This window comes from Actinomadura chokoriensis (genome assembly GCF_041463665.1).
GTDB classification, from domain to species: Bacteria; Actinomycetota; Actinomycetes; order Streptosporangiales; family Streptosporangiaceae; genus Spirillospora; species Spirillospora chokoriensis_A.
On the sequence record NZ_JAXCEJ010000033.1, the window covers coordinates 1 to 23468 of the forward strand.

The 23468-nt window shown below is 71.6% G+C and carries 26 protein-coding genes and 1 pseudogene; 17 read left to right on the plus strand and 10 right to left on the minus strand.

Going from position 1 to position 23468, the window contains the following annotated elements:
- Positions 1 to 156: 156 nt before the first annotated feature.
- Together SM418_RS33995 and SM418_RS34000 are read right to left on the minus strand one after the other, a co-directional pair.
- The gene (locus SM418_RS33995; protein WP_371945775.1) at positions 157 to 1296 is read right to left on the minus strand and encodes an FAD-dependent oxidoreductase; all 1140 of its coding nucleotides are present in this window, start codon (positions 1294 to 1296) and stop codon (positions 157 to 159) included.
- A gap of 139 nt (positions 1297 to 1435) precedes the next feature.
- Positions 1436 to 2383 (minus strand): helix-turn-helix transcriptional regulator, encoded by a 948-nt coding sequence (locus tag SM418_RS34000; protein WP_371945774.1) that lies wholly within the window; start codon positions 2381 to 2383, stop codon positions 1436 to 1438.
- Between the two features lie 91 nt (positions 2384 to 2474).
- Between SM418_RS34000 and SM418_RS34005 the strand changes: the two genes are divergently transcribed.
- Positions 2475 to 3005 (plus strand): DinB family protein, encoded by a 531-nt coding sequence (locus tag SM418_RS34005; RefSeq protein WP_371945773.1) that lies wholly within the window; start codon positions 2475 to 2477, stop codon positions 3003 to 3005.
- A gap of 34 nt (positions 3006 to 3039) precedes the next feature.
- Here SM418_RS34005 and SM418_RS34010 read toward each other — a convergent pair whose 3' ends face one another.
- Complete coding sequence (locus SM418_RS34010; protein WP_371945772.1) at positions 3040 to 4059, minus strand: TerC family protein; 1020 nt, start codon at positions 4057 to 4059, stop codon at positions 3040 to 3042.
- Positions 4060 to 4223: 164 nt separating this feature from the next.
- Here SM418_RS34010 and SM418_RS34015 point away from each other — a divergent pair, with 164 nt between their 5' ends.
- Positions 4224 to 5633 carry a VCBS repeat-containing protein gene (locus tag SM418_RS34015; protein WP_371945771.1) on the plus strand — a complete coding sequence of 470 codons (1410 nt, stop codon included), beginning with the start codon at positions 4224 to 4226 and terminating at the stop codon, positions 5631 to 5633.
- A 120-nt stretch (positions 5634 to 5753) separates the two neighbouring features.
- Positions 5754 to 6296: pseudogene (locus SM418_RS38050) on the plus strand (DUF2238 domain-containing protein); the annotation flags it as partial.
- A 162-nt stretch (positions 6297 to 6458) separates the two neighbouring features.
- Here SM418_RS38050 and SM418_RS34020 read toward each other — a convergent pair.
- On the minus strand, positions 6459 to 6821 hold the full coding sequence (locus tag SM418_RS34020) for a DsrE family protein (protein ID WP_371945770.1): 363 nt from the start codon (positions 6819 to 6821) through the stop codon (positions 6459 to 6461).
- A 241-nt stretch (positions 6822 to 7062) separates the two neighbouring features.
- Here SM418_RS34020 and SM418_RS34025 point away from each other — a divergent pair, with 241 nt between their 5' ends.
- The 4 genes from SM418_RS34025 (at position 7063) to SM418_RS34040 (ending at position 9871) form a co-directional block, all read left to right on the plus strand.
- On the plus strand, positions 7063 to 7548 hold the full coding sequence (locus tag SM418_RS34025; RefSeq protein WP_371945769.1) for a heme-binding beta-barrel domain-containing protein: 486 nt from the start codon (positions 7063 to 7065) through the stop codon (positions 7546 to 7548).
- A gap of 343 nt (positions 7549 to 7891) precedes the next feature.
- On the plus strand, positions 7892 to 8308 hold the full coding sequence (locus SM418_RS34030) for a Fur family transcriptional regulator (RefSeq protein WP_371945768.1): 417 nt from the start codon (positions 7892 to 7894) through the stop codon (positions 8306 to 8308).
- Positions 8309 to 8318: 10 nt separating this feature from the next.
- The gene (ygfZ, locus tag SM418_RS34035; protein ID WP_371945767.1) at positions 8319 to 9302 is read left to right on the plus strand and encodes a CAF17-like 4Fe-4S cluster assembly/insertion protein YgfZ; all 984 of its coding nucleotides are present in this window, start codon (positions 8319 to 8321) and stop codon (positions 9300 to 9302) included.
- An 80-nt stretch (positions 9303 to 9382) separates the two neighbouring features.
- Positions 9383 to 9871 carry a hypothetical protein gene (locus SM418_RS34040; protein WP_371945766.1) on the plus strand — a complete coding sequence of 163 codons (489 nt, stop codon included), beginning with the start codon at positions 9383 to 9385 and terminating at the stop codon, positions 9869 to 9871.
- Here the strand turns inward: SM418_RS34040 and dtd are convergent.
- Complete coding sequence (gene dtd, locus SM418_RS34045; RefSeq protein ID WP_371945765.1) at positions 9868 to 10293, minus strand: D-aminoacyl-tRNA deacylase; 426 nt, start codon at positions 10291 to 10293, stop codon at positions 9868 to 9870. The two genes, SM418_RS34040 and dtd, sit on opposite strands and share 4 nt — an antisense overlap.
- A gap of 20 nt (positions 10294 to 10313) precedes the next feature.
- Between dtd and SM418_RS34050 the strand changes: the two genes are divergently transcribed.
- The 3 genes from SM418_RS34050 (at position 10314) to SM418_RS34060 (ending at position 12969) form a co-directional block, all read left to right on the plus strand.
- Complete coding sequence (locus tag SM418_RS34050; protein ID WP_371945764.1) at positions 10314 to 11141, plus strand: beta-keto acid cleavage family enzyme; 828 nt, start codon at positions 10314 to 10316, stop codon at positions 11139 to 11141.
- A gap of 105 nt (positions 11142 to 11246) precedes the next feature.
- Entirely contained in the window at positions 11247 to 11876 is a 630-nt protein-coding gene (locus SM418_RS34055; RefSeq protein WP_371945763.1) for a GAP family protein, read from the plus strand.
- Positions 11877 to 12015: 139 nt separating this feature from the next.
- Entirely contained in the window at positions 12016 to 12969 is a 954-nt protein-coding gene (locus SM418_RS34060) for an asparaginase (RefSeq protein WP_371945762.1), read from the plus strand.
- 77 nt (positions 12970 to 13046) lie between these two features.
- On the opposite strand, the gene SM418_RS34065 is transcribed toward SM418_RS34060, so the two are convergent.
- The 4 genes from SM418_RS34065 to SM418_RS34080 form a co-directional block, all read right to left on the minus strand.
- Positions 13047 to 13427 (minus strand): hypothetical protein, encoded by a 381-nt coding sequence (locus SM418_RS34065; protein ID WP_371945761.1) that lies wholly within the window; start codon positions 13425 to 13427, stop codon positions 13047 to 13049.
- Between the two features lie 38 nt (positions 13428 to 13465).
- Entirely contained in the window at positions 13466 to 14713 is a 1248-nt protein-coding gene (locus tag SM418_RS34070; protein ID WP_371945760.1) for a CynX/NimT family MFS transporter, read from the minus strand.
- Positions 14714 to 14912: 199 nt separating this feature from the next.
- Complete coding sequence (locus tag SM418_RS34075) at positions 14913 to 15287, minus strand: hypothetical protein (RefSeq protein WP_371945759.1); 375 nt, start codon at positions 15285 to 15287, stop codon at positions 14913 to 14915.
- A 73-nt stretch (positions 15288 to 15360) separates the two neighbouring features.
- The gene (locus SM418_RS34080; protein ID WP_371945758.1) at positions 15361 to 17121 is read right to left on the minus strand and encodes a DUF2207 domain-containing protein; all 1761 of its coding nucleotides are present in this window, start codon (positions 17119 to 17121) and stop codon (positions 15361 to 15363) included.
- A gap of 42 nt (positions 17122 to 17163) precedes the next feature.
- Here SM418_RS34080 and SM418_RS34085 point away from each other — a divergent pair, with 42 nt between their 5' ends.
- The 6 genes from SM418_RS34085 (at position 17164) to SM418_RS34110 (ending at position 20385) form a co-directional block, all read left to right on the plus strand.
- A complete protein-coding gene (locus SM418_RS34085) occupies positions 17164 to 18228 on the plus strand; it encodes a neutral zinc metallopeptidase (protein ID WP_371945757.1) in 1065 nt (354 codons plus the stop codon).
- Positions 18229 to 18380: 152 nt separating this feature from the next.
- Complete coding sequence (locus SM418_RS34090; RefSeq protein ID WP_371945756.1) at positions 18381 to 18851, plus strand: helix-turn-helix domain-containing protein; 471 nt, start codon at positions 18381 to 18383, stop codon at positions 18849 to 18851.
- A complete protein-coding gene (locus tag SM418_RS34095) occupies positions 18848 to 19249 on the plus strand; it encodes a hypothetical protein (RefSeq protein WP_371945755.1) in 402 nt (133 codons plus the stop codon). Before SM418_RS34090 ends, SM418_RS34095 begins: the two co-directional genes overlap by 4 nt.
- A 156-nt stretch (positions 19250 to 19405) precedes the next feature.
- Entirely contained in the window at positions 19406 to 19771 is a 366-nt protein-coding gene (locus tag SM418_RS34100) for a DUF2516 family protein (protein WP_371945754.1), read from the plus strand.
- Between the two features lie 82 nt (positions 19772 to 19853).
- Positions 19854 to 20150: a type II toxin-antitoxin system prevent-host-death family antitoxin gene (locus SM418_RS34105; protein WP_371945753.1), complete on the plus strand. Its 297-nt coding sequence runs from the start codon at positions 19854 to 19856 to the stop codon at positions 20148 to 20150.
- Positions 20143 to 20385 carry a hypothetical protein gene (locus SM418_RS34110; RefSeq protein WP_371945752.1) on the plus strand — a complete coding sequence of 81 codons (243 nt, stop codon included), beginning with the start codon at positions 20143 to 20145 and terminating at the stop codon, positions 20383 to 20385. The genes SM418_RS34105 and SM418_RS34110 overlap by 8 nt, the downstream gene beginning before the upstream one ends.
- Positions 20386 to 20394: 9 nt before the next feature.
- Here SM418_RS34110 and SM418_RS34115 read toward each other — a convergent pair whose 3' ends face one another.
- Positions 20395 to 21024, minus strand: a complete 630-nt coding sequence (locus tag SM418_RS34115) for a TetR family transcriptional regulator (protein ID WP_371945751.1) — start codon at positions 21022 to 21024, stop codon at positions 20395 to 20397.
- A 71-nt stretch (positions 21025 to 21095) separates the two neighbouring features.
- Here SM418_RS34115 and SM418_RS34120 point away from each other — a divergent pair, with 71 nt between their 5' ends.
- Positions 21096 to 23414 (plus strand): MMPL family transporter, encoded by a 2319-nt coding sequence (locus SM418_RS34120; RefSeq protein ID WP_371945750.1) that lies wholly within the window; start codon positions 21096 to 21098, stop codon positions 23412 to 23414.
- Positions 23415 to 23468: the final 54 nt, after the last annotated feature.

Below are 23468 nucleotides of genomic sequence, written 5' to 3' on the forward strand. Positions count from 1 at the left end.
CACGACCTCGACGAGATCGCCCGCCAGCTCAACGGACGCCCCCGCCACACCCTGAACTGGAAAACCCCAGCCCAAACACTCAACGAGTACCTCGTTGCAACAGCCGCTTGACATCGCCGCGCCAGAAGCAATGACACGCCGCAAGTCGACGAGGCGCTAGGCGGCCGGGGTCTGGAGGCGGTTGCTGGTGGCCCGGATGAGGGCCGCGACGGCGGCCGTCGCCCGGGAATCGGACACCGCGGCCAGGGGACGCAGTGCGGGGTCGGATTGGAGCAGGGTGAACGGTCCCTCGCCGAGACGGCCGCGCATGGCGAGTGACGAGGCGAGACGGGCGCGGCGATGCCGTAGCGGACCGTAGTGAGCGAGCCGTCCCTCTCCTTGGGCGAGGAGCCGCAGGAGGAGGGACACGTCCTCCAATGCCTGGTTGGCACCCTGCGCCAGGAAGGGCGGCATTCCGTGCATGGCGTCGCCGATCAGCACGACGCGTCCCCTGCCCCAGTGGCGCGGGAAGGCGTGCCGGTGGTTCGGGAAGATCTGCACGTCGTCATCGGTTATCTCGGCCAGGAGTTCGGGCACGGGCCACGTCCAGGCGCCGAAACGGCGGCGCAGGTGATCGAGTGGGCTGCCGCTCGGACCGTCCGGCGTGCGCGGGACGTCGAAGAACCACCACAGCCGGCCATCGCCCGCGGGTCCGAACCCCGCCACGCCCTCCCGGCCCGCGAGCATCAGCGAGCGCCCACCGAGGTCCAGCGCGGACGGCGTGAGCCCCTGCCAGGTCGCCCAGCCGGTCGGCTTGGGGTGGCCGGCGCCGAACAGTGCGGTGCGCACCCGGGACCACATACCGTCCGCGCCGATCAGGAGGTCCGCGGTGTAGGACGTCCCCGATCCGGTCTCGACGTGCACCAGCCGGCCGTGCTGACCGTACCGCGCGAAGCGTTCCCCGAACCGCACGGTCTCCGCGGGCAGCCCCTGGTAGAGGCTGGTCAGCAGGTCGCGCCGCGCGACGCCCAGGGAGGGGGCGCCCAGTCGTGCCTCCAACTCCTTCCCTGGCACGGCCAGGACGCGCCTTCCCCGGGCGCTGAACATCTCGATCCCCGACAGCCGTGCGCCGAGTTCGGTGACGTCCAGGCCGAGATCGCGCAGCACGGTCGCGCCGTTGGGCCACACTGTGATCGCTCCGCCCGCGTCACGCAGGGCGTCCGCCCTCTCCAGCACTGTGACCTGGTGCCCGGCGGCATGGAGCCCCCGCGCGGCCGAGAGCCCGCTGATCCCGGCGCCCACGATGAGTACCCGCATCCCGCTCCTATCAACGACAGCGTGTAGTACTACAAGTTGTAGAACAGATCTGGGTGGGCCGCAAGACCTGTGGGAGATCTTCGGGTCGGTGAGCAGTGGATCGCGCCCGTCGCCGGCCTGCGAGCGCCCCGGCGCGGGGTCAGGCGCGGGCGAAGCGGGCGGCCCAGGTGTGGAGCCGGGCGCGCAGCTCGGGCGGTTCCACGACGTGGAACTCCGCTGCCGCCATGCCCAGGGCCAGGGCGGTCCAGTCCAGGTCGTCGGTGGTCATGCGGACGCGGCAGCGTTCGGCGTCGACCTCTTCGACGGTGTACCAGCGGCCGATCCGGTCGCGGATCGTCGCCGCCGGAGCGTCGAACAGCACCTCCACCCGGTACGGGCGCGGCATCTCCTTCAGGCCGCTGCGGACGAACTCGGCGGCGTCGGCGGCGGGCAGCTCGCGCGGACGGAACCGGGCGCCGGTGGCGGCGGGAGCGGCCAGCCGGTCGAGACGGAAGGTGCGCCAGTCGTGCCGGTCGAGGTCGTAGGCGACCAGGTACCAGCGGGCGCCGAGGCGGACGAGGCGGTGCGGCTCGACCTGCCGGTCGGTCCGGTCGCCGCCCGCGGCGGTGTAGGAGAAGCGGAGCCGTTCGCCGTCCCGGCAGGCGAGCGCGATCACGGTGAGGACGGCCGGGTCGATGCCCGTCGCGGCGGGGCCTCCCCACCCGGCCGGGACGGTCATCGAGCGCAGCGCGTCCACCTGGCGGCGCAGCCGGGCCGGCATCACCTGCGCGACCTTGGCCAGGACCCGCACCGACGCCTCGGCGATGCCCTCCATCTGCGTCGCGGCCTGCAGGCCCACGGCCAGCGCGACGGCCTCCTCGTCGTCGATCACCAGCGGCGGCAGCGCCGCCCCGGCCGCCAGCTGGTAGCCGCCGTCGACGCCGCGCGACGCCTCGACCGGATAGCCCAGCTCGCGCAGCCGGTCGACGTCCCGGCGCAGCGTGCGGACGGAGACCTCGAGCCGCTCCGCCAGTTCGGGGCCCGGCCAGTACCGATGGGTCTGCAACAGCGACAGGAGCCGCAGCGTTCGGGAACTGGTGTTCGCCATGTCCCCGATTCTCCCGTGATTCAGGTCAGGAAGTGGCCGCAATGGTTCCTAGCCTGGTGACTGACCGAGGAGAACGGGAAAGGTGGAAGACATGGGCGAGCAGAGCACTGACCAGGTCACCGGGGAGCGCGCCGACCTGCTGGCGACCCTGGCCGAAGCCCGGCACTTCCTGCGTTTCACCACGCGCGAACTCACCGACGAGCAGGCCGCGATGCGGCCCACGGCGAGCGAACTGTGCCTGGGCGGCCTCATCAAGCACGTCACCGCCGTCGAGCGGAACTGGGCGAGCTTCATCGTGGACGGCTCACCCGTGATGAAGGACTTCAACGAGATGACCGAGGAGGACTTCGCGCGGCGGGCGGACGAGTTCCGCATGCTGCCCGGCGACACGCTGGCCGGGGTCCTCGACGCCTACGCGGAGGTCGCCCGCCGGACCGACGAGCTGGTCGCCACCCTGCCCGACCTGGACACCGTCCACGAACTGCCGAAGGCGCCGTGGAACACCGAGACGCACTGGTCGGTGCGCCGCGCCCTCATCCACATCGTCGCCGAGACGGCCCAGCACGCCGGGCACGCCGACATCATCCGCGAGAGCCTGGACGGCGCGAAGAGCATGGGCTGAGCCGCGAGGACCGACAAGGCGGGCGGCGGTGCCGTCAGTGGTCGGCCGGTTCCCGCTCGCGGGGCTTCTTCTCGCGGGATTTGCGGAGGGAACCGGCCTTGGCCTTCTCCTCCGGATGCGCGTGGACGCGGACGAGGCTGGCGCCGGTCGTGAAAAGGAGGATGGCCAGGATCACGCCCAGCGAGAGCGTGGTCGGAACCTTGGGGATGGAGTGGCTGACGTCCTCGTGCAGGAACTGCAGGATCAGCTTGGCGCCGATGAACGCGAGGATCACCGAAAGGCCGATCGACAGGTAGACGAGCCGTTCCAGCAGTCCCTCGATGAGGAAGTAGAGGGCGCGCAGGCCGAGCAGCGCGAACGCGTTGGCGGAGAAGACGAGGAACGGGTCCTTGGTGACGCCGAACACGGCGGGAATGGAGTCCAGCGCGAACAGGACGTCCGTGCTGCCGATGGCGACGAAGACCAGGAGCAGCGGCGTCATGACGCGCCGTCCGTCCTCGTGGGCGAGCATCCGCCCGCCGTGGAAGCTCTCGCTGACCGGCAGGATCTTGCGGGCGCTGCGGACGAGGAAGGTGTCCTCCACGTCGGGTTCCTCGTTGCGGTGCCGGACGAGCTGCACCGCCGTCCAGATCAGGATCAGCCCGAAGATCAGGAACGTGAAGGAGAACAGGCTGATCGCGGCGGCGCCGATCGCGATGAGGACGGCGCGCAGGAGCAGGGCGGCGGCGATGCCGAACAGCAGCGCCTTCTGCTGGTACTCGGCCGGCACCGCGAAACGGCCCATGATGATCACGAACACGAACAGGTTGTCGACCGACAGGCTCTTCTCGACGAGCCAGCCGGAGAAGTACTCGGTGCCCGCCGTCGACCCGCCGAGGCCCCACACGGCGAGGCCGAACAGGACCGCCATGCCGATGTAGAACACCGACCAGAAGGTGGCCTCCTTGATGTGCACCGCGTGCGGCCGCCGGACGGCCACGAGGAAGTCGAGAACGAACAGCGCGGCGATCAGTCCGATCGTCGCGCCCCAGGCCCATAGGGGTACGTCGAGCATCCGGCAGGCTCCTCCTGGACGGGGTGTCCGCTGACCTATATCCGTTCTGCGTCTTTTCTATCGCGCGCGGTGCGGAGGGAACGTCCGGTAAACCGCAGATGATCTCCAGGCGTCCTGTCTAGGAGATCTCGTGCTTTGGTCCACCTCCCCGCCGAAGGATGCAGATGACTCGACAAGACCGGCGCCGGCGCACCGCGGCGCTCGCCGCGTTCACGGCGGTGGCCGCCGGGACGGCCTGGCTCACCGCGCTTCCGGCGCAGGCCGCGCCACGCGTCCCGGCGATGCCCGGCGACTTCAACGGCGACGGGCGGCGCGACCTGGCGCTCGGCAGCCCGTCCGGTACCGTGTCCGGCCTCACCGCGGCCGGGTTCGTGACGGTCGTCTACGGCGGCTCGTCCGGTCCGGACGCCGCGAAACGCCAGGTGATCACGCAGGACAGCGCCGGCATGCCGGGCGTTCCGGAGAGCTACGACCGGTTCGGCAGTTCGCTCGCGTCCGCCGACTTCGACATGGACGGGTACGCCGACCTGGCCGTCGTCGCGGAGGGCGAGAACAACCAGAGCCCGATCCCCGGCGGATGGATCACGATCATCTACGGCAGCGCGAACGGCCTGTCGTCCCGCGCCGTCGGGTTCGGCGAGGGCGCGGTCACCGTCAGCGCCGCCGACTTCGACCACGACGGCAAGCCCGATCTCGCCGCCGGACACGCCGGGGCGTTCGCCGTCTACCGCAACCTCGCCGCCGGTGACGTCAACGGGGCCGTCACCGGCATCGGGCAGGGCGAGGGCGAAGCGCCGACGGTGGCCACCACCGCCGCGGACTTCACCGGCGACGGGTACGCCGACCTCGCGATCGGCATCGAGTGGCCGCCGATCGCCGGCGACGACCACTGGCTCCGGCTGAACGTCTACCCGGGCTCGGCGTCCGGCGTCGCGGGCACCCCGGCGTTCACCACGACCGGCGTGACGGTGGAGTCGCTGGCCGCGGGCGACGTCAACGGTGACGGCAAGGCCGACCTGGTCGTGGGCGCGGCGGACCGTCCAGGCGGCGAGGTCAGGGTGTATCCGGGCGCCGCGTCCGGCCTCGGCGACCCCACGGTGATCGATCAGGACACCGAGGGCGTTCCCGACACGCAGGAGCCGAACGACGCGTTCGGCAAGTCCGTCGCCGTCGGGGACGTCAACGGCGACGGCCGGGCCGACGTCGCGGTGGGCGCGCCGGACGAGGCGATCGGCACCACGGCGCGGGCCGGCGCGGCGACCGTCCTGTACGGCGGGCCGGACGGCGTGACCGGCGCGGGAGCGCAGATGTTCTCCCAGGACACCGACGGCGTGCCGGGCGGGTCCGAGCAGAACGACCACTTCGGCTCGCAGGTGGCGCTCGCGGACCTCAACGGTGACGGCAAGGCCGAACTGACCGTGGGCGTCGCGGGCGAGAACGGCTCCGAGGGGTCGCTCTACATGCTCGGCGGCACCGCGTCGGGCGTGACCGTGTCCGGCATCAAGGTGTTCAGCACCGCGTCCCTCGGCATCCAGGGGCGCAGCGCCTCCCTGGGCGGGGTCGTCCTGCCCTGACCCGGGTTCCGATCGCGCACCCCCGGCCGCGCACACGGGCCGGGGGTGTGCTCGCACTCAGGCGCATCTGAGTAGTAGCGCCGATGCGGCCCGATGGGGCGAAAGGCCAGGCTTCCTGGCATGGACACTTCTCGCTGGCGCCCGTTCGCGCTCGCCGCCAAGGCGGCCCTCGCCGTCCTGCTGGGCCTCGCCGTCGCGTTCCCCGAATGGGACCGGTTCGCGGACAAGGCGATGGGCGCCCGCGTCGCGGCGTACCCCGCCGCCGTCATGCTCGTCACGCTCGTCTGGGCGCTGCGCGGCCGGCGCAGGCCCTTCCCGTGGGACGTGGATCTCCTGCTGACCCTCCCGTTCGTCGTGGACGTCGCGGGGAACGCCGCCGACCTCTATGACACGGTCTCCTGGTTCGACGACGCCTGCCACTTCGGGAACTGGGCCCTGCTGAGCGCCGCCGCCGGCGTCGCCCTCCGCCGCCGGGGCGGCCTCGAACCTTGGACACTGGCGCTGACCTGCGCCGGAACCGGCGCCATCGCGGCCATCGGCTGGGAGTTCTTCGAGTACGGCGTCTTCATCCTCGACACCCCCGAAAGCGTCACGATCTACCGCGACACCATCGGCGACCTGATGCTCGGCCTCGCCGGCTCCACCACCGCCGGCCTCCTCGCCGCCCTCCTGGCTCGCCGCGCCGGAAGCACTGGCGGCACAGGTCAGCCCATGTCCGACCGCTGTGTTGCCGGACGGCGGGTCGCGGGGGCCCGTCCGGCCGCCCGTCCGGCCGCCATGCGGAGGCTGAGCCTGGACACGACCGTCCACCTCGCGTGGGACGGGTCAGTAGACGAGGGCCTGGACGTCGTTCATGGTGATCTCCTCGACGAACGTCGGGGCGCCCGCGATGCGGATGCCGGGCAGGACGTCGTCCGGGCCGATCTCGCGGCGGGCCGCGCACTGGGTGCAGAGAGTGACGCGTCCGGCGGACAGGACCACGGCGAGAAGGTCGTCCAGGGGGGTGGCGTGCGGCAGTGAGAACCCGGCGGCCCGTCCCGGCAGTGCGAACCAGGCCGACTCACCGGTCAGCCACAGCGAGATCGGGACGCCGCTCGCCGCGGCGGCCGCCGCCACCGTGAACGCCTGGTTGCAGCGCTCGGGGGCGTCCGCCCCCGCCGTCACCTTGATCACCAGTGGTCTCGCCATAACCGCACTCTAGCCCGGCCGCGCCCGTAACATCCTGCGGTGTGGGTGGCATGGTGAACGCGGGGATCCTCGTCCTCGCACTCGGGCTCATGGCGGTCGCCGCCGTTCTCCTCGTGATCCGCCTGGGGCGGCTGAAGTAGCCGCGCGCCGGTCCACCGCGGGAGGCGGCGCCGGGCAGGGGCGGCGGTCCTGTCCCCGGGAGGGACGCGGGGGTCCGCGCGCGCCGCTACGCTCGGTGTCCATGGATCCTGAGCTGCACCCGGACCTTGAGCCTTTGAAGTTCCTGCTCGGCACCTGGGAGGGCGCCGGCGTGGGCGGCTACCCGACGATCGAGTCGTTCAACTTCGGTCAGGAGCTGTCCTTCACCCACAACGGGAAGCCCTTCCTGATCTACTCGAGCCGCACCTGGATGATCGAGCCGGACGGCGCGCTCGGGCGCCCGCTGGCCGTGGAGACCGGCTACTGGCGGCCGCGTCCCGACCACCGGGTCGAGGTGACGCTGGCCCACCCCACCGGCATCATCGAGATCTACGTCGGCACCGTGGCGTTCAACCGGGTGGAGCTCCAGACCGACGTCGTCGCGCGGACGGAGTCGGCCAAGGAGGTCACCGGCGGGCACCGCCTGTACGGGCTGATCGGCGAGGACCTCGGCTGGGCGTACGACATGGCGGCCGTCGGCCAGCCGCTGCAGTCGCACCTGTCGGCGCAGCTCAAGAAGGTGTCCTGACGGCCTTCGGCCGACCCCCGGAAATGAACGATCCCCGGACCTCCCGCCGGGTGGCGGGGCGATGGACAGGACGGGTCCATCGGTCCGGGGACCGGGTAACTGCCTGGTATTCGCCGGTCACCGTCGCGACCGGCGACCACCGCCCGAGGGCGGCGGCTCCGAGGCGGAACGGCGACTAGCGGACAGTCACCTCGCGAGTCCTACAATCAACCATTGCTTGGACCACCTCCTTTCGCGCGTATCTCGCACGTTATGTGAGCCCGCGCGGCGAGGCAAACAGATTTTCCGAGGGCAGGATCCCGGGCGGGGGCGAGCCCCGGACGCCGGGATCTAGACTCGGGACATGGTCGAGTCGTGGCAGGAGGATCTGCGGGCCAAGGGGTACCGGGTCACCCCGCAGCGCCAGCTGGTCCTGGAAGCGGTCACCAACCTGGAGCACGCGACCCCCGAGGAGATCTGCACCGAGGTCCAGCGCACCGCCCGCGGGGTGAACATCTCCACGGTGTACCGGACGCTCGAACTCCTCGAAGAGCTCGGGTTCGTCAAGCACGCCCACCTCGGGCACGGCCCGCCGAACTACCACCTGGCCGCCGAGGCCGAGCACATCCACCTCGTCTGCCGCGGCTGCCACACGGTGGAGGACGTCGATCCGCGCGCGGCGGCGGGTCTCGCCGACGTCCTGGCGCGCGATTTCGGCTTCGAGACGGACGTGCACCACCTCACCGTCTACGGGCGGTGCAAGGAGTGCCGCGCGACATAGTCTGGACGGCATGGAGAGCCCGCTGCTGAAGTCGCCCGGAGCCGTCGCCGCCGACCCGCCCGACCAGGAGGTCGCCGGGCACTACGGGGACCCGGCGCGGGAGCAACGCGCGCTCGAACGGGGGGCCGCGTTCGTCGACCGCAGCAACCGGGGCGTCGTGAAGGTCTCCGGCCCGGACCGGCTGAGCTGGCTGCACAGCCTCCTCAGCCAGCACCTGGACGCGCTGAAGCCGTTCGAGCCGACCGAGGCGCTGCTGCTCGGCCCCAAGGGCCACGTCGAACATCATCTCTTCGTCGTCGATGACGGCGAGGCCGTCTGGGCGCACGTGGAGCCGGGTTCGGCCCCCTCCCTGGTGGAGTTCCTCGACCGGATGCGGTTCATGCTCCGCGTCGAGGTCGCCGACGTGTCGGACGAGTACATGGTCGTCACCGGGCCGCCGTCCGGCTCCGAGCACCCGGCCTGGCCGGACGTCGCCGGGACGACGACGCGGATCGTCCCGCGGGGCGAGTTCCCGGAGGGGCTCGACCCGGCCGGCGTCTGGGCGTACGAGGCGCTGCGCATCGCCGAGCACCGGCCCCGGTTCGGGCTCGACACCGACGAGCGGACGATCCCGCACGAGGCCGGCTACGTGGAGACGGCCGTCCACCTGAACAAGGGCTGCTACCGGGGGCAGGAGACGGTGGCGCGCGTCCACAACCTCGGGCGGCCGCCGCGCCGCCTGGTGTTCCTGCACCTGGACGGCAGCGTCGACCGGCTGCCCGCGCACGGCGACCCGGTGGAGATCCCGGGCGGCCGCGCCGTCGGGTTCGTCGGGTCGGCGGCGCGGCACCACGAGCTGGGCCCGATCGCGCTGGCGATGGTCAAGCGGAACGTCCCGGTGGACGCGGAACTGCTGGCCGGCGGGGTCGCGGCGGCGCAGGAGGTCGTCGTCTCGCCGGACACCGGGTCGAACGCGCAGATCGCTCTGCGCCGCCGGTCGGCGAGACACGGGTAGCACCCTGCACTCTGGGCGAATATCGTCAGATATAGACGATTTCTAACCGGCCGCCGCCCGGGGAAGGTGGATTCCTACCGATGGTCGCGAACCTTGGGAAGCGGGAGCCGCCGGCGGCCAGACGGGGCACCCGGCGCCGCCCGCGCCGGGAGTCCGCGCTCGTGTGGTGGGCCCTGTTCGCGGTGCTCGCCGCCGCCGCGTGGTGGCTGCACTCGTGGCGGGTCGCGCTGCTCGGCCTGCTGGCCTGGTGCCTGTACGAGTTCCTGCTCGTCCCGACCCTGTGCCGGATCCTGAGCCAGCAGGGCGCCGCCTGCACCGAACGCACCCGGGGACGGCTGTTCGCCTGCGGCCCGGACCACCAGCGGCTCCGCAACGACGCCCTGTGGCGGCTCGCCGGCCTCCGCAACCCGTTCCAGCGGGAGGCGCCCCGGGACGAGGGCGAGACCGGCGTGGTCGTCGTCTCCCCGGACGTCCGCGGACGCCTCACCCTGCCCGACCGCGCCCTCATCCTCCTCGCCGCCGCGGGCACGATCACCGCCCTGGTCGGGATGGTCTACGGCTTCCGCTAGACCTCGACGATCAGCGTGATCGGGCCGTCGTTGACGAGCGCGACCTGCATGTCCGCGCCGAACTCGCCCGTCTCGACCTTGGCGCCCAGGTGCCGCAGTTCGTGGACGACGGCGTCCACCAGCGGCTCGGCGACCTCGCCGGGGGCGGCGGCCGTCCAGGATGGGCGGCGGCCCTTCCGCGCGTCCCCGTAGAGGGTGAATTGGCTCACGACGAGGAGCGGCGCGTTCACGTCCGAGCACGACTTCTCGTCCTGGAGGACGCGCAGCCCCCAGAGCTTCGCGGCCAGCCTGCGGGCCTTTTCCGGGCCGTCCTCATGCGTCACGCCGACGAGGACCAGGAGCCCCGGCCCCTCGATCTCGCCGACGACACGACCCGCCACGGACACGCTGGCCCGGCTCACCCTCTGGACTACGGCACGCATGACCATGCATTCTGCCGCCTATGGGAGCAACGACGCTCATCACGGTGGCGCCCACGGGCGCGGAGTCCGCCAAGGCGGACGTCCCGGCCCTGCCCGTCACCCTGGATGAACTGGTCCAGACGGCCAAGGAGTGCGAGGCGGCCGGCGCGGCCGTGATCCACGTGCACATCCGCGACGACGACGCGCGGCCGACGCTCGACCCGTCCCGGCTGCGGGACACGGTGACGGCACTGCGGGAGAGCACGGGGCTGATCGTCCAACTGTCCACGGGCGGCGCGGTCACGGACCCGTACGAGGACCGGCTCCGCGTCCTGGACGCCGAGCCCGACATGTGCTCGCTCACCTGCGGGACGGTCAACTTCGGCGACGACGTCTTCATGAACCCCTGGCCGTTCATGGTGGAGTTGTACAAGCGCACCCAGGAACTCGAGGTCGTCCCAGAGTTCGAACTGTTCGACTTGGGTCACGTGGCGGCGCTGCACAGGCTGCTGGACAAGCACGGCCTCCCGTACGGCGGCCACGTCCACTGCGACCTGGTGATGGGCGTGCCGGGCGGCATGCCGGGCGATGCCCGCTCCCTCGTCGCGGCGGTCGAAGCGCTCCCGTCCGGCGCCACATGGGCGGCCACCGGCATCGGCCGGACGTCCCTCCCCGTCATGTTCGCGGCCCTGTCGGCGGGCGGCCACCTGCGGGTGGGCATGGAGGACACGGTCACCTTCGCGAAGGGCCAGCCGGTGACGGCGAACGTCAAGCTGGTGGTGCGCGCCGCCCAGGCCGCGACCCTGGCGCAACGTCCGCCCATGTCCCCAGCGGACGCCCGCGCACTCCTGAAGACCAAGGCTCGCTGATCTCGGGGTCATCCAGGGGAAACGATCACCGGGCGGAGTGGTGGCGCCGGCCGTTCACTTACCGTGACCAGGTGAGGACGGCTTCCCCCGGGGGACGGAGAGGGCATGAACCTTCAGGTGCTCCCGCTGGCCATCACGATGATGGCGGGGCCGCAGATCATGACCGCGATCGTCCTGGTGACGACGCCGAAGGCGGTGCGGTCCTCGCTGGCGTTCCTGGCGGGCGTGGCGATATCGGCGTCCGTCGGGGTGGCGATCGCGCGGGGCGTCTTCTCGCTGCTGGGCCACGGCGTCTCGCTGGGCAAGTCGTCGGACAATTCGTCGGTCGGGCACATCGTCCAGTACGTGCTGGTGGCTCTGCTGCTGGCCGCGATCGTGCGGAACTACGTGAAGCGGGCGACGATCGAGCCGCCCAAGTGGCTCGGGTCGCTGATGGAGGCCGGGCCCGGCAGGGCGTTCAAGACCGGCCTGCTCCTGATCCTGCTGATGCCGTCCGACATCGTGGTGATGCTGACGGTGGGCGCGAACCTCGAACAGAACCACGCGGGCTTCGGCTCGGCGGCGGTGTTCATCGCGGCGACGGTCCTCGTCGCGGCGCTGCCGCTGCTGATGCTGCTGGTGTTCCGGCAGCGTGCGGAGCGCGTCATGCCCGGGGTGCGGGAGTGGATGAACTCGCACAGCTGGCTGATCAACATCATCTGCTGCCTGATCTTCATCCTGCTCATCCTGAAGTGACCCCGGGCGGGGGACGTGCGGTCTGAGGCGGGGTCAAGGGGTCGCATAATCGCGATCATGCGCGCGTGCGGGCCGGTTCGGCGCGGTGGGCGGGGTAGTCGACCGGGTGGGGAGACCCGCGGGCGGGACGGAGGACACGGTGGAGATCAATCCTGTGCTGGTCGAGGTCGAGCGGTCCGGGTTCGTGGAGTCGCGGCACCGGGGCGCGGCGGTCGGGATCGCCGCCGCCGGGACGGTCGCGGTGCGGGTGGGGGACGCCGAGGCGCCGATCTTCCCCCGGTCGGCGAACAAGCCGATGCAGGCGGTCGCGATGCTGCGGTGCGGGCTCGACCTGGACGACGAGCTGCTCGCGCTCGCGTCCGGCAGCCACTCGGGGGAGGACTTCCACGTCGAGGGGGCGGAGAAGATCCTCGCGGGGGCCGGGCTGGTTGCGAGTGACCTGCGCTGCCCGCAGAGCTGGCCGCTCGACCCGCAGACGCAGCAGGCGGTCGCGCGGTCGGGCGGCGGGCCGTCGCGGGTGCGGATGAACTGCTCGGGCAAGCACGCGGCGATGCTGGCGACGTGCGTCGCGGCCGGGTGGCCCACCGACACCTACCTGGACTCCGGGCACCCGCTGCAGATCGCCGTCCGGGAGGTCATCGAGAAGATGGCCGGCGAGCCGGTGACCGCGGTGGGCGTCGACGGGTGCGGAGCGCCGCTGTTCGCGGTGTCGACGGCCGGGGTCGCGCGGGCGTTCCGGGCGCTCGTCCTGGCCGGTCCCGGCACGCCCGAGCGGCGCGTCGCGGACGCGATGCGGACCCACCCGCAGTGGACGTCGGGCACCCGGCGCGAGGAGCGGCAGCTGATGGACGCGGTCCCGGGCCTGCTCGTGAAGTGCGGTGCCGAGGGCGTGGACGCGTTCGCGTTCGACGACGGGCGGGCCGGCGCCGTCAAGATCGACGACGGGGCGATGCGGGCACGGACGCCGGTCACCGTGGCGCTGCTGCGGGCGCTCGGCTTCGACGAGTCCGGGCTGGACGAGCTCGCGATCGTCGAGGTGCGGGGAGGGAACGCCGTCGTCGGCGCCATCCGTCCCGCGGCCGGAGTGTTCTAGCTCACCCCGTTGAGTTGCGGCATGTTGTTGCTTCCGGCGCGCTCATAACAACGACTCGCCGCAGGTCGACGCGCGGGCTAGCGGCTCCGGCTCCGCTGCTTGAGCCCCTCGAACTCCTCCTTGAACACCGTCTGCTCGTACAGGACGCCGTCCGGCCACGGCTTGCGCGGCTCGCGGCCCGGCTGGGGGTTGTCCTTGCGGAACTCCCGCCACTGGCCGTCCCGCGCGGGCGGGTAGCTGTGGGAGAACATCCCCGGCCGGTAGGTGTACAGGCCGCCCTGTTCCATGCCGCGGTGGTTGTCCTGGTCGTTCCGCCGGTCGGGGTGGACCTTCCTGGCCGAGGCCTCGATGGTCAGGAAGAGCCAGCTCAGCAACCCGACCACGGCCACCACCATGATGAGCCACGCCCACATGAGGGCCGCTGTCTGGGTCGGGCCGGCAAGGATCGCGGCGTGCATCGGTCCACCTCCCGATGGGATATCGGCCCATATGAGGGTCAATTAGGGATGTGTCCGCTAGTTTCCGAATTAACCCCATCGGAGTCCGGAGCGGCGGGTGCGCCGACCGTGCGGATGCGTCCCGCCGCCACCCCGGGCACCGTCATGGCGGCGCACACGGCGAGCACGCCGATCATCGGAACGCTCCAACCGCCGGTCGCGTCGTGCAGCGCGCCGAGCGCGAGCGGGCCGGTCGCCGCGATGACATAGCCGACGCCCTGCGCCATCCCGGACAGTTGCGCCGCGATCTGCGCGTCGTGGGCGCGGAGCCCGATGAACGACAGCGCGACGGCGAACCCGAGGCCCTGGCCGAAGCCCATGACCATCGTCCAGCCCCACACCGACTCGATCGGCGCCCAGGTGACCCCGACGAAACCCGCCAGGGTCAGCACCACCGTGGCGACCACCAGCGGGCGCTGGTCGCGGGCCCGGCGCGCCAGCACCGGGACGGCCAGCGACCCGGCCGCCTGCATCGCCGCCGACAGGGCCAGGACGTAGCCCGCGGACGTCTCGTCCATCCCTCGGTCCTGGCAGATCGTCGGCAGCCAGCCGAGCACGACGTAGGCGAGCAGCGACTGCATGCCCATGAACATCGTGACGTTCCAGGCCAGCCCCGACCGCCACACCAGCGCCGCGACGCCGCGCGGGGCCGCCGCGGGCCGCGCCGTCCGCGCCGCGTGCGCCGCCCGCCGCGCCCGCGGCACCCACAGCATCCCGGCGAGCGCCGCCGGGATCGCGAGCAGGCCGAGCGGCAGCCGCCATGTCGCGTCGAAGAGGTGCCGGGCCGGCACCGCCAGCCCGGCCGTCACCGCGGCCCCGGTCGTCACCGCCACCGTGTAGACGGCCGTCACGGTGGTGATCCTGGCGGGATGGTCCCGCTTGATGATCCCCGGCATCGCGATGTTGCCGATGCTGATCGCGATCCCGGCGACCAGCGCCCCGGCGAACAGCGCGGCCCGGGCGTCCAGTAGCCGCAGCAGCAGCCCGGCGACCAGCAGCGCCATCGCGCCGACCAGCAGGGTCTCGCCGCGCGGGGCGCGCGGCAGGAACGCGGCGACCAGCCCGTAGGAGCCGAAGAAGGCGAGGGGGAGCGTGGTGAGGGCGCCCGCCGCCGTCCCGGACAGCGCGAACTCGTCCCTGATCTCGGTCAGCAGCGGCCCGACCGCCGCGAGCGCCGGCCGCAGGTTGACCGCCACGATGACGATCATCAGCAGGGCGCCGGCCGTTCCGGCCCGCCGCGCGCTCACCGCGACCCGGTAGAAACGGGACTCAACCCCACGAATCCTCCCAAAGTAAGACGTCAGACATCTTACGAGAGGCGATCAAGGCGACCCGCGGTGACCGCCGGAAGGGGTCACGGCGGCCACCGCGGGCGCGGACGACGTCCGCCGGGGGGTGGGATGAGGGAGCTTCCGGCGGACGTCGTGTCCGGGCGAGCGGCGCGGGTCAGCGGCCCCTATGCGAGCCGAACAGGCCACGCCGTCTCTTGCGTCTCGCGCCCGCGGGCGCAGCGGCCCGTTCCGCCTCCTCGCGGGCGCGCTCGTACTCCACGTCCGCCTCAACGTCCGCCATCACCTCGCGGTGCGTGACCGAAGGCGCCGGGTCGCGGCGCGACCGCTGGGACGGGCTGCCCTGGATGATGCCGCCCTGGACGGGACCGCGATTCGGCAGGCCGCCCCCCGGAGTCCGCCTGCGCGGCCCCACGCGCGAAGCCGTCAGCGTGACCAGGACCCACGCGACGACCGCCAGGAAGATGACGGCCGGCCCGATGTAGAGGAACCAGGCGTTTCCGACGCTACCGGGGGCACGATCGGCGAGCATGAGGCGACACCTCCTCGCCCCCGCCCTTACCCGGCCTCGGGCGGTTAACCGCCCGGTAACCGAACGGTGCCGGTCACATGCCGCGCGACTGCGAGATCGACCCCGACGTGGCCAGCGTGAACGTGCGCATCGACTCGGCGAACTTCGACAGGTCCCACTCGGCCGGGCCCTCGTACCAGTAGAGGTTGTCGGCGCCCTCGGCCCGCTCGCCCGCGTCCTTGACCGTCTCCGCCCACTTCCCGACGGTGCCGAACACGACCGCGTAAGGCAGGAAGCGGGAGAACAGCGCGATGCGCTGCCGGGACGCGGCCGCGTCGCCGTCCGGGACGGCGCCCCGCTCCAGGAACGCCCGGAAACCGATCGTGTGCGCGAGCACCGTCGCGCCGCGCGCCGTCTTCGCCGGCATGTACTGGCCGCCATAGGCCAGCGCCGCGCCCGCGATGATCAGTGCGAGCCCGGCCAGCGCCCACTCGGTGGTGAGGGCCAGCGCGACCGTCGCGGCGACGCCGAGCAGCGTCACGAGGATGCCCGCGACCGTCCAGCGCGACCGGACGGTGTCGGGACGCCGCGCGAACCAGCCCTGCTTCACCACGTCGTCGTACATCGCGGACCTGACCTGCGCCAGCTTCGTCGCGAACGTCCCGCCGAGCTCCGACAGCTTGACGGCGTCGCGGCCGGACCCGTCCGGGGCGGTCAGCAGCGCGTCCAGCAGGATCCGCTCGTAGGGGAGGAGGCCGACCTCGGGGCGGTCGAGGCGGCGCAGCGTCCAGTCGAGGCGGCCGGTCCGGGCCCGGTCCTCCTCCTCGATCAGCAGGTAGCCGCGCACGGCGAGGTCGACGATCGTCGCGGTCACGTCGATCACGTCGGCCTGCTCGTCGATCAGCGTCCCGATCTGGCCGGGGCGCACCCCGTCCGGCGGCTCGAACTCCGACCCGGCGAGCGGCGCCTGGTCGCCCTCGGCGGCCTTCCTGCCGACGATCCGCGCGTCCCGCCCGCGCAGCAGGTAGAGGGCCACCACGCCGCCGACCAGCAGCACCAGCAGGCCGGCGAGCGCCCCGCCGGTCACGGCGTTGACGGAGAACGCGGTCGCGACCGTGTGCCGGCGCTCGTAGATGGCGCGGCCCCCGGTCGTCCCGGCGGGCAGGCCGGCGACGACCGTCATGTACTCGCCGGGCAGCATCCCCTGCTGCGCGTAGACGCCCTGCGTGTGGGCGTGGTTCGTGTAGTACTGCGTGCAGCCGATCGTGCTGCCGACCGGCCCGGTGAAGCAGTTGACGCTGCGGATCACCGCGCCGCCGTCGACGGTCGCCTTCGCCTCGTCCAGCGGGACCTTCCAGCCGCCGACCACCGGCCAGCGCAGCTCCTCCGCCGCGCCCATCGGGATGATCGCGCCGCGCAGGTCGTACTCCAGCACGACCGTGCGGTCCCCGGTCAGCGCCTTGGCGCCGGTCACCTTGACGGTCGTCCTCGTGCCCGCGCTGGACGCGACGACCTTCGCCGGGCCGCCGTCCGGACTGCTCGCCCGCAGGTTGTCGAGCTTGTGGACGCGGTCCTCGCTGAGGCTCTCGTGGCTGCGGGTGGGGAACGTCCGCTCGAAGCCCTCGCCGCCCGCGAACCGGTAGACGATCGTCTCCTTCACCCTGGTGGTGCCGCCCTTGCCGGGGGTGAGGACGACCTCGTCCTTGAGCACCCGCTCGTTCGCGGCCATCGCCCCGGACGGGGGCGTCGCGGACCCGGCCGACGCGGGCGAGGAGGTCAGCACAGGGATCAGGGTCGCGGCCGTCAGCGTCAGGACGACTGGCCGGAACCGGAACAACGCCGCAAGAGCAGACATGGCCGCAAATAGTATCGGGAACGCGTGCGATGATTCTGCGCTATGGCAGGTCATTACCCCCCGCCGCCACCTCCGCCCCGGCCGCCGGCGCCGCCCTATGGCCGGCCCCCGTACGGCGGGCCCCCGTACGGGGGGCCGCCCTACGGCGCGCCGCCCCCGCACGGGCCGGGTTACGGGCCGCCCGCCTACGGGCAGCCGCAGTACCACTACGTCCGGATGCGGCCGCCCCCGCGGCGCAGCGCCGGCGGGACGATCGCGGGCATCTTCGGCGGGCTGACGGCCCTTGTCGTCGTCGCGATCCTGGGCCTCGCCGCGTTCGGCGGGACGCGGGACGCCGCGGGCGGCACGGGGACGACCGCCTCGCCCGGCGGCGGCACCGGTCCGGCGTCGGCGAAGGAGAAGGCCACCGGCAGCAAGCTGTACAGGACCGGCTCGCTGACGCCGGTGAGCTGCCGGCTGCCGGAGATCCAGCCGTCCGCCGAGTCGATGCGCCAGTTCATGGAGACGCTGAGCGACTGCCTGGACGCCTCGTGGGCGCGGCAGTTCCAAAAGGCCGGGATCACGTTCGACAGGCCGAAGCGCGTGTTCTGGGTGGAGCCGGGCCGCAGCCCGTGCGGCAGCTATCCGGCTCCCGGCGCGTCCGCGTTCTACTGCCCGGCGAACAACACGATGTACGTCGGGCTCAAGCACGTCGTGGAGACGTCGGGAGGGGAGCCCCTGTCCCACTACGCGGTGTACGCCCGAGTGATCGCGCACGAGTACGGCCACCACGTCCAGGACCGCGCCGGAATCCTCCTCTACGGGGACCGGCAGATCGAGACCGGCGACCGGGCGACCGGCAACGAGGCCAGCCGCCGCATCGAACTGCAGGCGCAGTGCTTCGCGGGCGCGTTCCTCGGGTCCGAGCGGGCCACGCTGCCGATGACGCGCGAGCAGTACGTCGCGATGATCGTGGACGTCCGGGGCCGGGGCGAGGACCGCAAGCCGCCGGACGAGCGCGACCACGGCCTGGGCCGCCACTACGCGGGCTGGGTGATCACCGGTTTCGACGGCCGCGACCTGACCGTCTGCAACACCTGGACGGCCCCGTCCTCGCAGGTGAGCTGAGTCCGGCCGAGCCGCGCGACCAGGCCCGGCGTCGTCGTCCCGACGGCGCCGGGCTCCGTCATTTCCGACCTTTCGAGCATGTGAGGCGATTCACCACAAAGTGCTAGCTGGGCCGCTTGCAATTGCAAGCAGTCATGGCGCACTGTGGAGTCATGGCAAGTTCGAAGGTCGGCTCCATCGGGGAGTACATCCGGGAACAGCGCACGCGGGCGAAGATCTCGCTGCGCCAGCTCGCGGACGTCTCCGGCATCTCCAACCCGTACCTGAGCCAGATCGAGCGCGGCCTGCGCAAGCCGAGCGCCGAGATCCTGCAGCAGATCGCCAAGGGGCTGCGGATCTCCGCCGAGGCGCTGTACGTGCAGGCGGGCATCCTTGAAGACCGCGAGGCCGACACCGACGTCCAGGCCGCCGTCCGGGCCGACCTCCTGCTCACCGAAAGGCAGAAGCAGGTCCTGCTCGACATCTACGCGTCGTTCCTCAAGGAGAACGAGGCCACGGGCGTGCTCGGCACCGAGTTCGCCGACGCGGCTGCACCGGGCCGAGCGGTACCGGAGCCGGCGCGTGAACCAGCACGTGAACCAGCACAGGCACACGAACGCAACGGAAAGGAAGAGGTCGGATGACGCTGGCCAGCAACCTTCGAGAGAGCAAGGCCGTCTACGCCGTGGCCGGCGCCGGCGACTTCGCGGTGGAGAAGATCCGTGAGGTCCCCGGCCAGGTGGACCGCTACCGCGAGCAGGTCCGCGGCACCGTGGACCGCTACCGCGGCGAGGTCTCCCGGTACCAGCAGCGGGTGGACGCCAAGGACCTGCCGGGCGCGGCGGTCGCCTACGCCACGCACTTCGGCACCCGCGCCGTCGAGTTCATCGACGAGCTCGCCGAGCGGGGCAAGAAGGTCGTCAACCGCCAGGCCGTCGAGGTCGCCGAGATCACCGAGACCGACGCGAAGCCGGTCCCGAAGGCCCGCGCGCAGCGCAGCAACGGGGCCGCCCGGCAGACCCGCTCCACCACGAAGAAGTAACGGCGCCGCAGGAGGGGGCCCGGCCGGGAACACGCGGCCGGGCTCCTTCGTCTGTTCCAACGGGCTGTCCCGCTGGACGGTGCGCATAGGGTTGGGGCAGGCGGACGCCCTGTGCGCGGCAAGGGGAGTCGCCGTCGGAGACGAGCAGGAGCGCTGATGTCGCACTTCAACGTGGTGGACTACTTCTTCTGGCTGCTGTTGATCATCGCGTTCGTCATGGAGGCATGGGCGCTGATCGACTCGCTGACCGTGCCCGAGGGCGCGTACGAGGCGGCGGGCAAGTGGCGCAAGAAGCTCTGGATGATCGTCCTGATCGTCGCGGCGGTCGTCGGCGCCGCGTACGCGGTCGCGCCCGCCGCGCTGAACGCCAGCCCCATCGCGCTGCTGATCGGCATCCTCCCCGTCGCCGCGTTCATCGCGGCGGCGGTCTACCTGGCGGACGTCCGTCCCGCCGTGGCCCCCTACCGGAAGAAGAACGGCGGCCGCGGCGGTTCCCGCTCGGGCCCCTACGGCCCCTGGTGACCCGCGCCGTACGGTCATGATCGAGGCTCTTGGCGTTGGCGGAAAGTGCACACATCTGCGGTAGAAGTGTATACTTCTTGCCATGGAAAGTGTCCCTCTGAAGGATGCTCGTAGCCGACTGGGCAAGATTCACTCCGCAGCAGCGCACGGACAGCCGGTCGAGATCACTCGCCACGGCTCCGCACCCGTCGTCGTGGTCTCCAAGACCATGTACGACGTCATGTTCACCGACCATCTGCGTTGGCAGGCCGAGCAGTTCCGCAAGGCGCTGGACGAGGGAAGCGTTCCCGACGGCACCCTCGTCATCCATCGCGACGACCTCGATCGCTGGCGCAACGCCACCCCGGAAGAATGGGCGGCAGGCAAGCTCGATGCCTGACCACCTGATGATCCCCCCGGCCACTCGGCGGCAGATGGCAGCGCTTCCGGAGGGCCTTCGGAAGCTGGTCTTCGACGTCATCCTTCTGCTGCTGGAACAGCCTCATCCATCCGGCAGCATGCCCTACGAAGGCGTCGCGGACATGTACTGGCTGGAGCTCGACGAAGTGACGATCTACTACAACGCCTACGGCACGGGAACGATCATCGTCCAACAGGTCATCGTCAACGACTGAGAAGCGGGTTCAGGGGGAGGGGCGGGAGAGCGCCTCGACCGAGACCAGGCCGTGTTCGACGATCTCGACGGCGCGGTCGAGGGCGGTGCGCATCGAGCGCGGGTCGTAGCCTTCGCGGCGGCAGTGGGCGACGACGGCCTGCATGCCGCCGATCGCCACGCCGGACGCGGCCACCGCGTCTACCTCGGAGATGCCGGGGCAGAGGTCGCGTAGCAGGGCCTCGATCACCTCCTGGGCGTCGGTCAGGCGCTGGAGGGCGCGGGCGCGCAGGGCGGGGCGTTCGAGGACGAGGGCCACCTGGACCGCCCCGTAGTCGGCGTGTTCCGCGACGACCGCGTTGAGGACGTCGACGATGCTGCGCCGGATCGTCTCCATCGGCGCCTCGCCGGGGGTGCGGCGCAGCCGCTCGGAGACCTCGGCCAGCCGGTCGTCGACCTCGGCGAAGACGACGTCCTCCTTGGACGGGAAGTAGCCGAAGAACGTGCGGGGCGCGATGTCGGCGGCGGCGGCGATGTCGGCGATCGTCGTCTCCTCGTAGCCGCGCTCGGCGAACAGGCGCAGCGCGGCGGTCGCGATGGCCTGCCGGGTGCGCAGCTTCTTGCGCTCCCGCAGGCTCGGCCGGGCCGGCTCGTCGTCCATGTGACGAACATTACCATGACTGCAAAGTTGCATCTGTTGCAAAACGGCAGCGGTCGGTGTTCTCTGCCACCATGGGCCGATTCCTGGACGCACTCGGGCGTCTCTGCGTGCGGCGGCGGCGGACGGTCTTCGAGCTGTGGGTCGTCGCCATGCTCGGCGCCGGCGTCCTCGGCATCATGCACGGGGGCATGTTCGTCCAGCAGAGCACGCTGCCGGGCACCGAGACCCAGCGCGCCATCGACACGCTCGGTCAGGACTTCCCGGCGATGACCGGGCCGACCGCGACCGTCGTCTTCCACGAGACCCCGCAGGCCGGCCCCGCGGACTGGCGGGTCGCGCTCACCATCGGCCAGTCGATCGAGAACATCGGCAGGCTGAAGCGGGTCGCGTTCGTCGAGAACCCCTACGCCCAGGGCATGGGCGGGCTGAAGGACGACAACGCGGTCGTCGTGCGGCTCAACTTCGCCGGGACGATGAGCGAGGTCGGCCACGCCGACCTCGACGCGCTGAACCGGGCCGTCGAGCCCGCGCGGATGGCCGGGCTGGACGTGAAGTTCGGCGGCATCGTCGCGATGATCGTCAACCAGCCGAAGAGCGGGCCGCAGGAGGTCGTCGGGATCGGCCTGGCGCTGGTCGTGCTGCTGCTGGCGTTCGGGTCCTACCTCGCGGCGGGCATCCCGATCCTGGTGTCGCTGTGCGGGATGGCCGTCGCCTATTCGCTGATCCATTTCTCGGCGTCGCTGTTCCAGATCGCGCCGACCGCCCCGATGGTCGCGGCGATGCTCGGCATCGGCGCGGGAATCGACTACGCGCTGTTCGTCGTCACCCGGTACCGGCAGCAGCTCGCCGAGGGCGACGACGTCGAGACCGCGGTCGGGCGGGCCATGGCGCATTCGGGGCACGCCGTGGTCTTCGCCGGCGGCACCGTCGTGTTCGCGATCTGCGGGCTGTTCCTGTCCGGGATCGAGTTCATCGGACGCATCGGGATCGCGGCCGCGCTCGCCGTCGCCGTCATGGTCGTCGCCGCGCTGACGCTGCTGCCCGCGGTGCTCGGCGTCCTCGGGCATCGCATCGACCGGTACCGGCTGCCGCGCGTCCGCCCGGACCGGAGTTCGCGCCGCTGGACGGCCTGGGGACGGCACGTCGACCGGCACGCCTGGCCCTACGCCATCGCCGCGACGCTCGTCCTGCTGGCGCTCTCCGTGCCGACGCTCAGCCTGCGGTTCGGCGTGATGGCGGACAGCATGTCGTCCCCGAAGATGGAGGCGCGGCAGGCCTACGACATCGTCGCCCGAGAGTTCGGCGCCGGCCACTACAGCCCGTTCGTCGTCGTCGCGAAAGTGCCCGGAGAGGAGAAGCACGCCAAGCCGAAGCGCGTGGTGCCCACGGTTGACGCACAGGAAGGGCTGGGGGGCCTGACGGGGCCCGCCGTGACGGAGTCGAGCCCGTCCCCGCGTCCCGCCGTTCCCAAGGGCGCGCCGGACCCGGGCAAGAAGCCCGACAAGGACGCGATCCTCGTCGCCCAGGAACTCCAGACCCGGCTTTCCGAGGTGCCCGGCGTCGTCTCCGTCGGCGAGCCCATCGTGACCGGGAAGACGGCGATCGTCCGGGTCGTTCCCCGGGACGCCCCGCACGCGGAGTCGACCACCGATCTCGTCCACCATCTGCGGGACGTGGAGATCAGCGCCGTGCGGGACGCCCATCCCGGCACCGAGATCTACCTGGGCGGCGAGAACCCGGCGATCATCGACATCGCCGCCACCGTCGGGGACCGCATGGTGACCGTCGTCGTCGCGGTGGTCGGCGTCGCGCTGCTGCTGCTCGTCGTCGCCTTCCGCTCGGTGATCGTCCCGCTGAAGGCCGCGCTCATGAACCTGCTGTCGATCGGCGCCTCGTTCGGCGTCGTCACCGCCGTCTTCCAATGGGGCTGGGGGGTGCGGCTGCTCGGCGTCGACCAGGCCATCCCGATCATGTCGTTCATCCCGCTGTTCATGTTCGCCCTGATCTTCGGGCTGTCCATGGACTACGAGGTCTTCCTGCTGTCGCGGATCAAGGAGGAGTACGAGCGGACGGGCGACCCGCACGAGTCCGTGGTGATCGGCATCGGGGCGACCGCCCGGCTCATCACCTCGGCCGCGCTCATCATGATCTTCGTGTTCGCCAGCTTCGTCCCGCAGCCCGATCCGACGATCAAGATGATGGCGCTCGGCCTCGCGGTCGCCGTCGCGATGGACGCCACGATCGTCCGGCTCGTCCTCGTCCCGGCGCTGATGAGTCTGCTCGGCCACGCGAACTGGTGGTGGCCGGGCCGGTCCCGGCCGCCCGCGGCGCCCCCGCCCCCGGACCCCGAACCGGCCGTCGAGCAGTTGGAACTGGAGCTGACTCCCTGACACCGAGTGTTACGCGACGTGCTGGGTAAGTGCCGAAGGGGACACTTGGGGGAG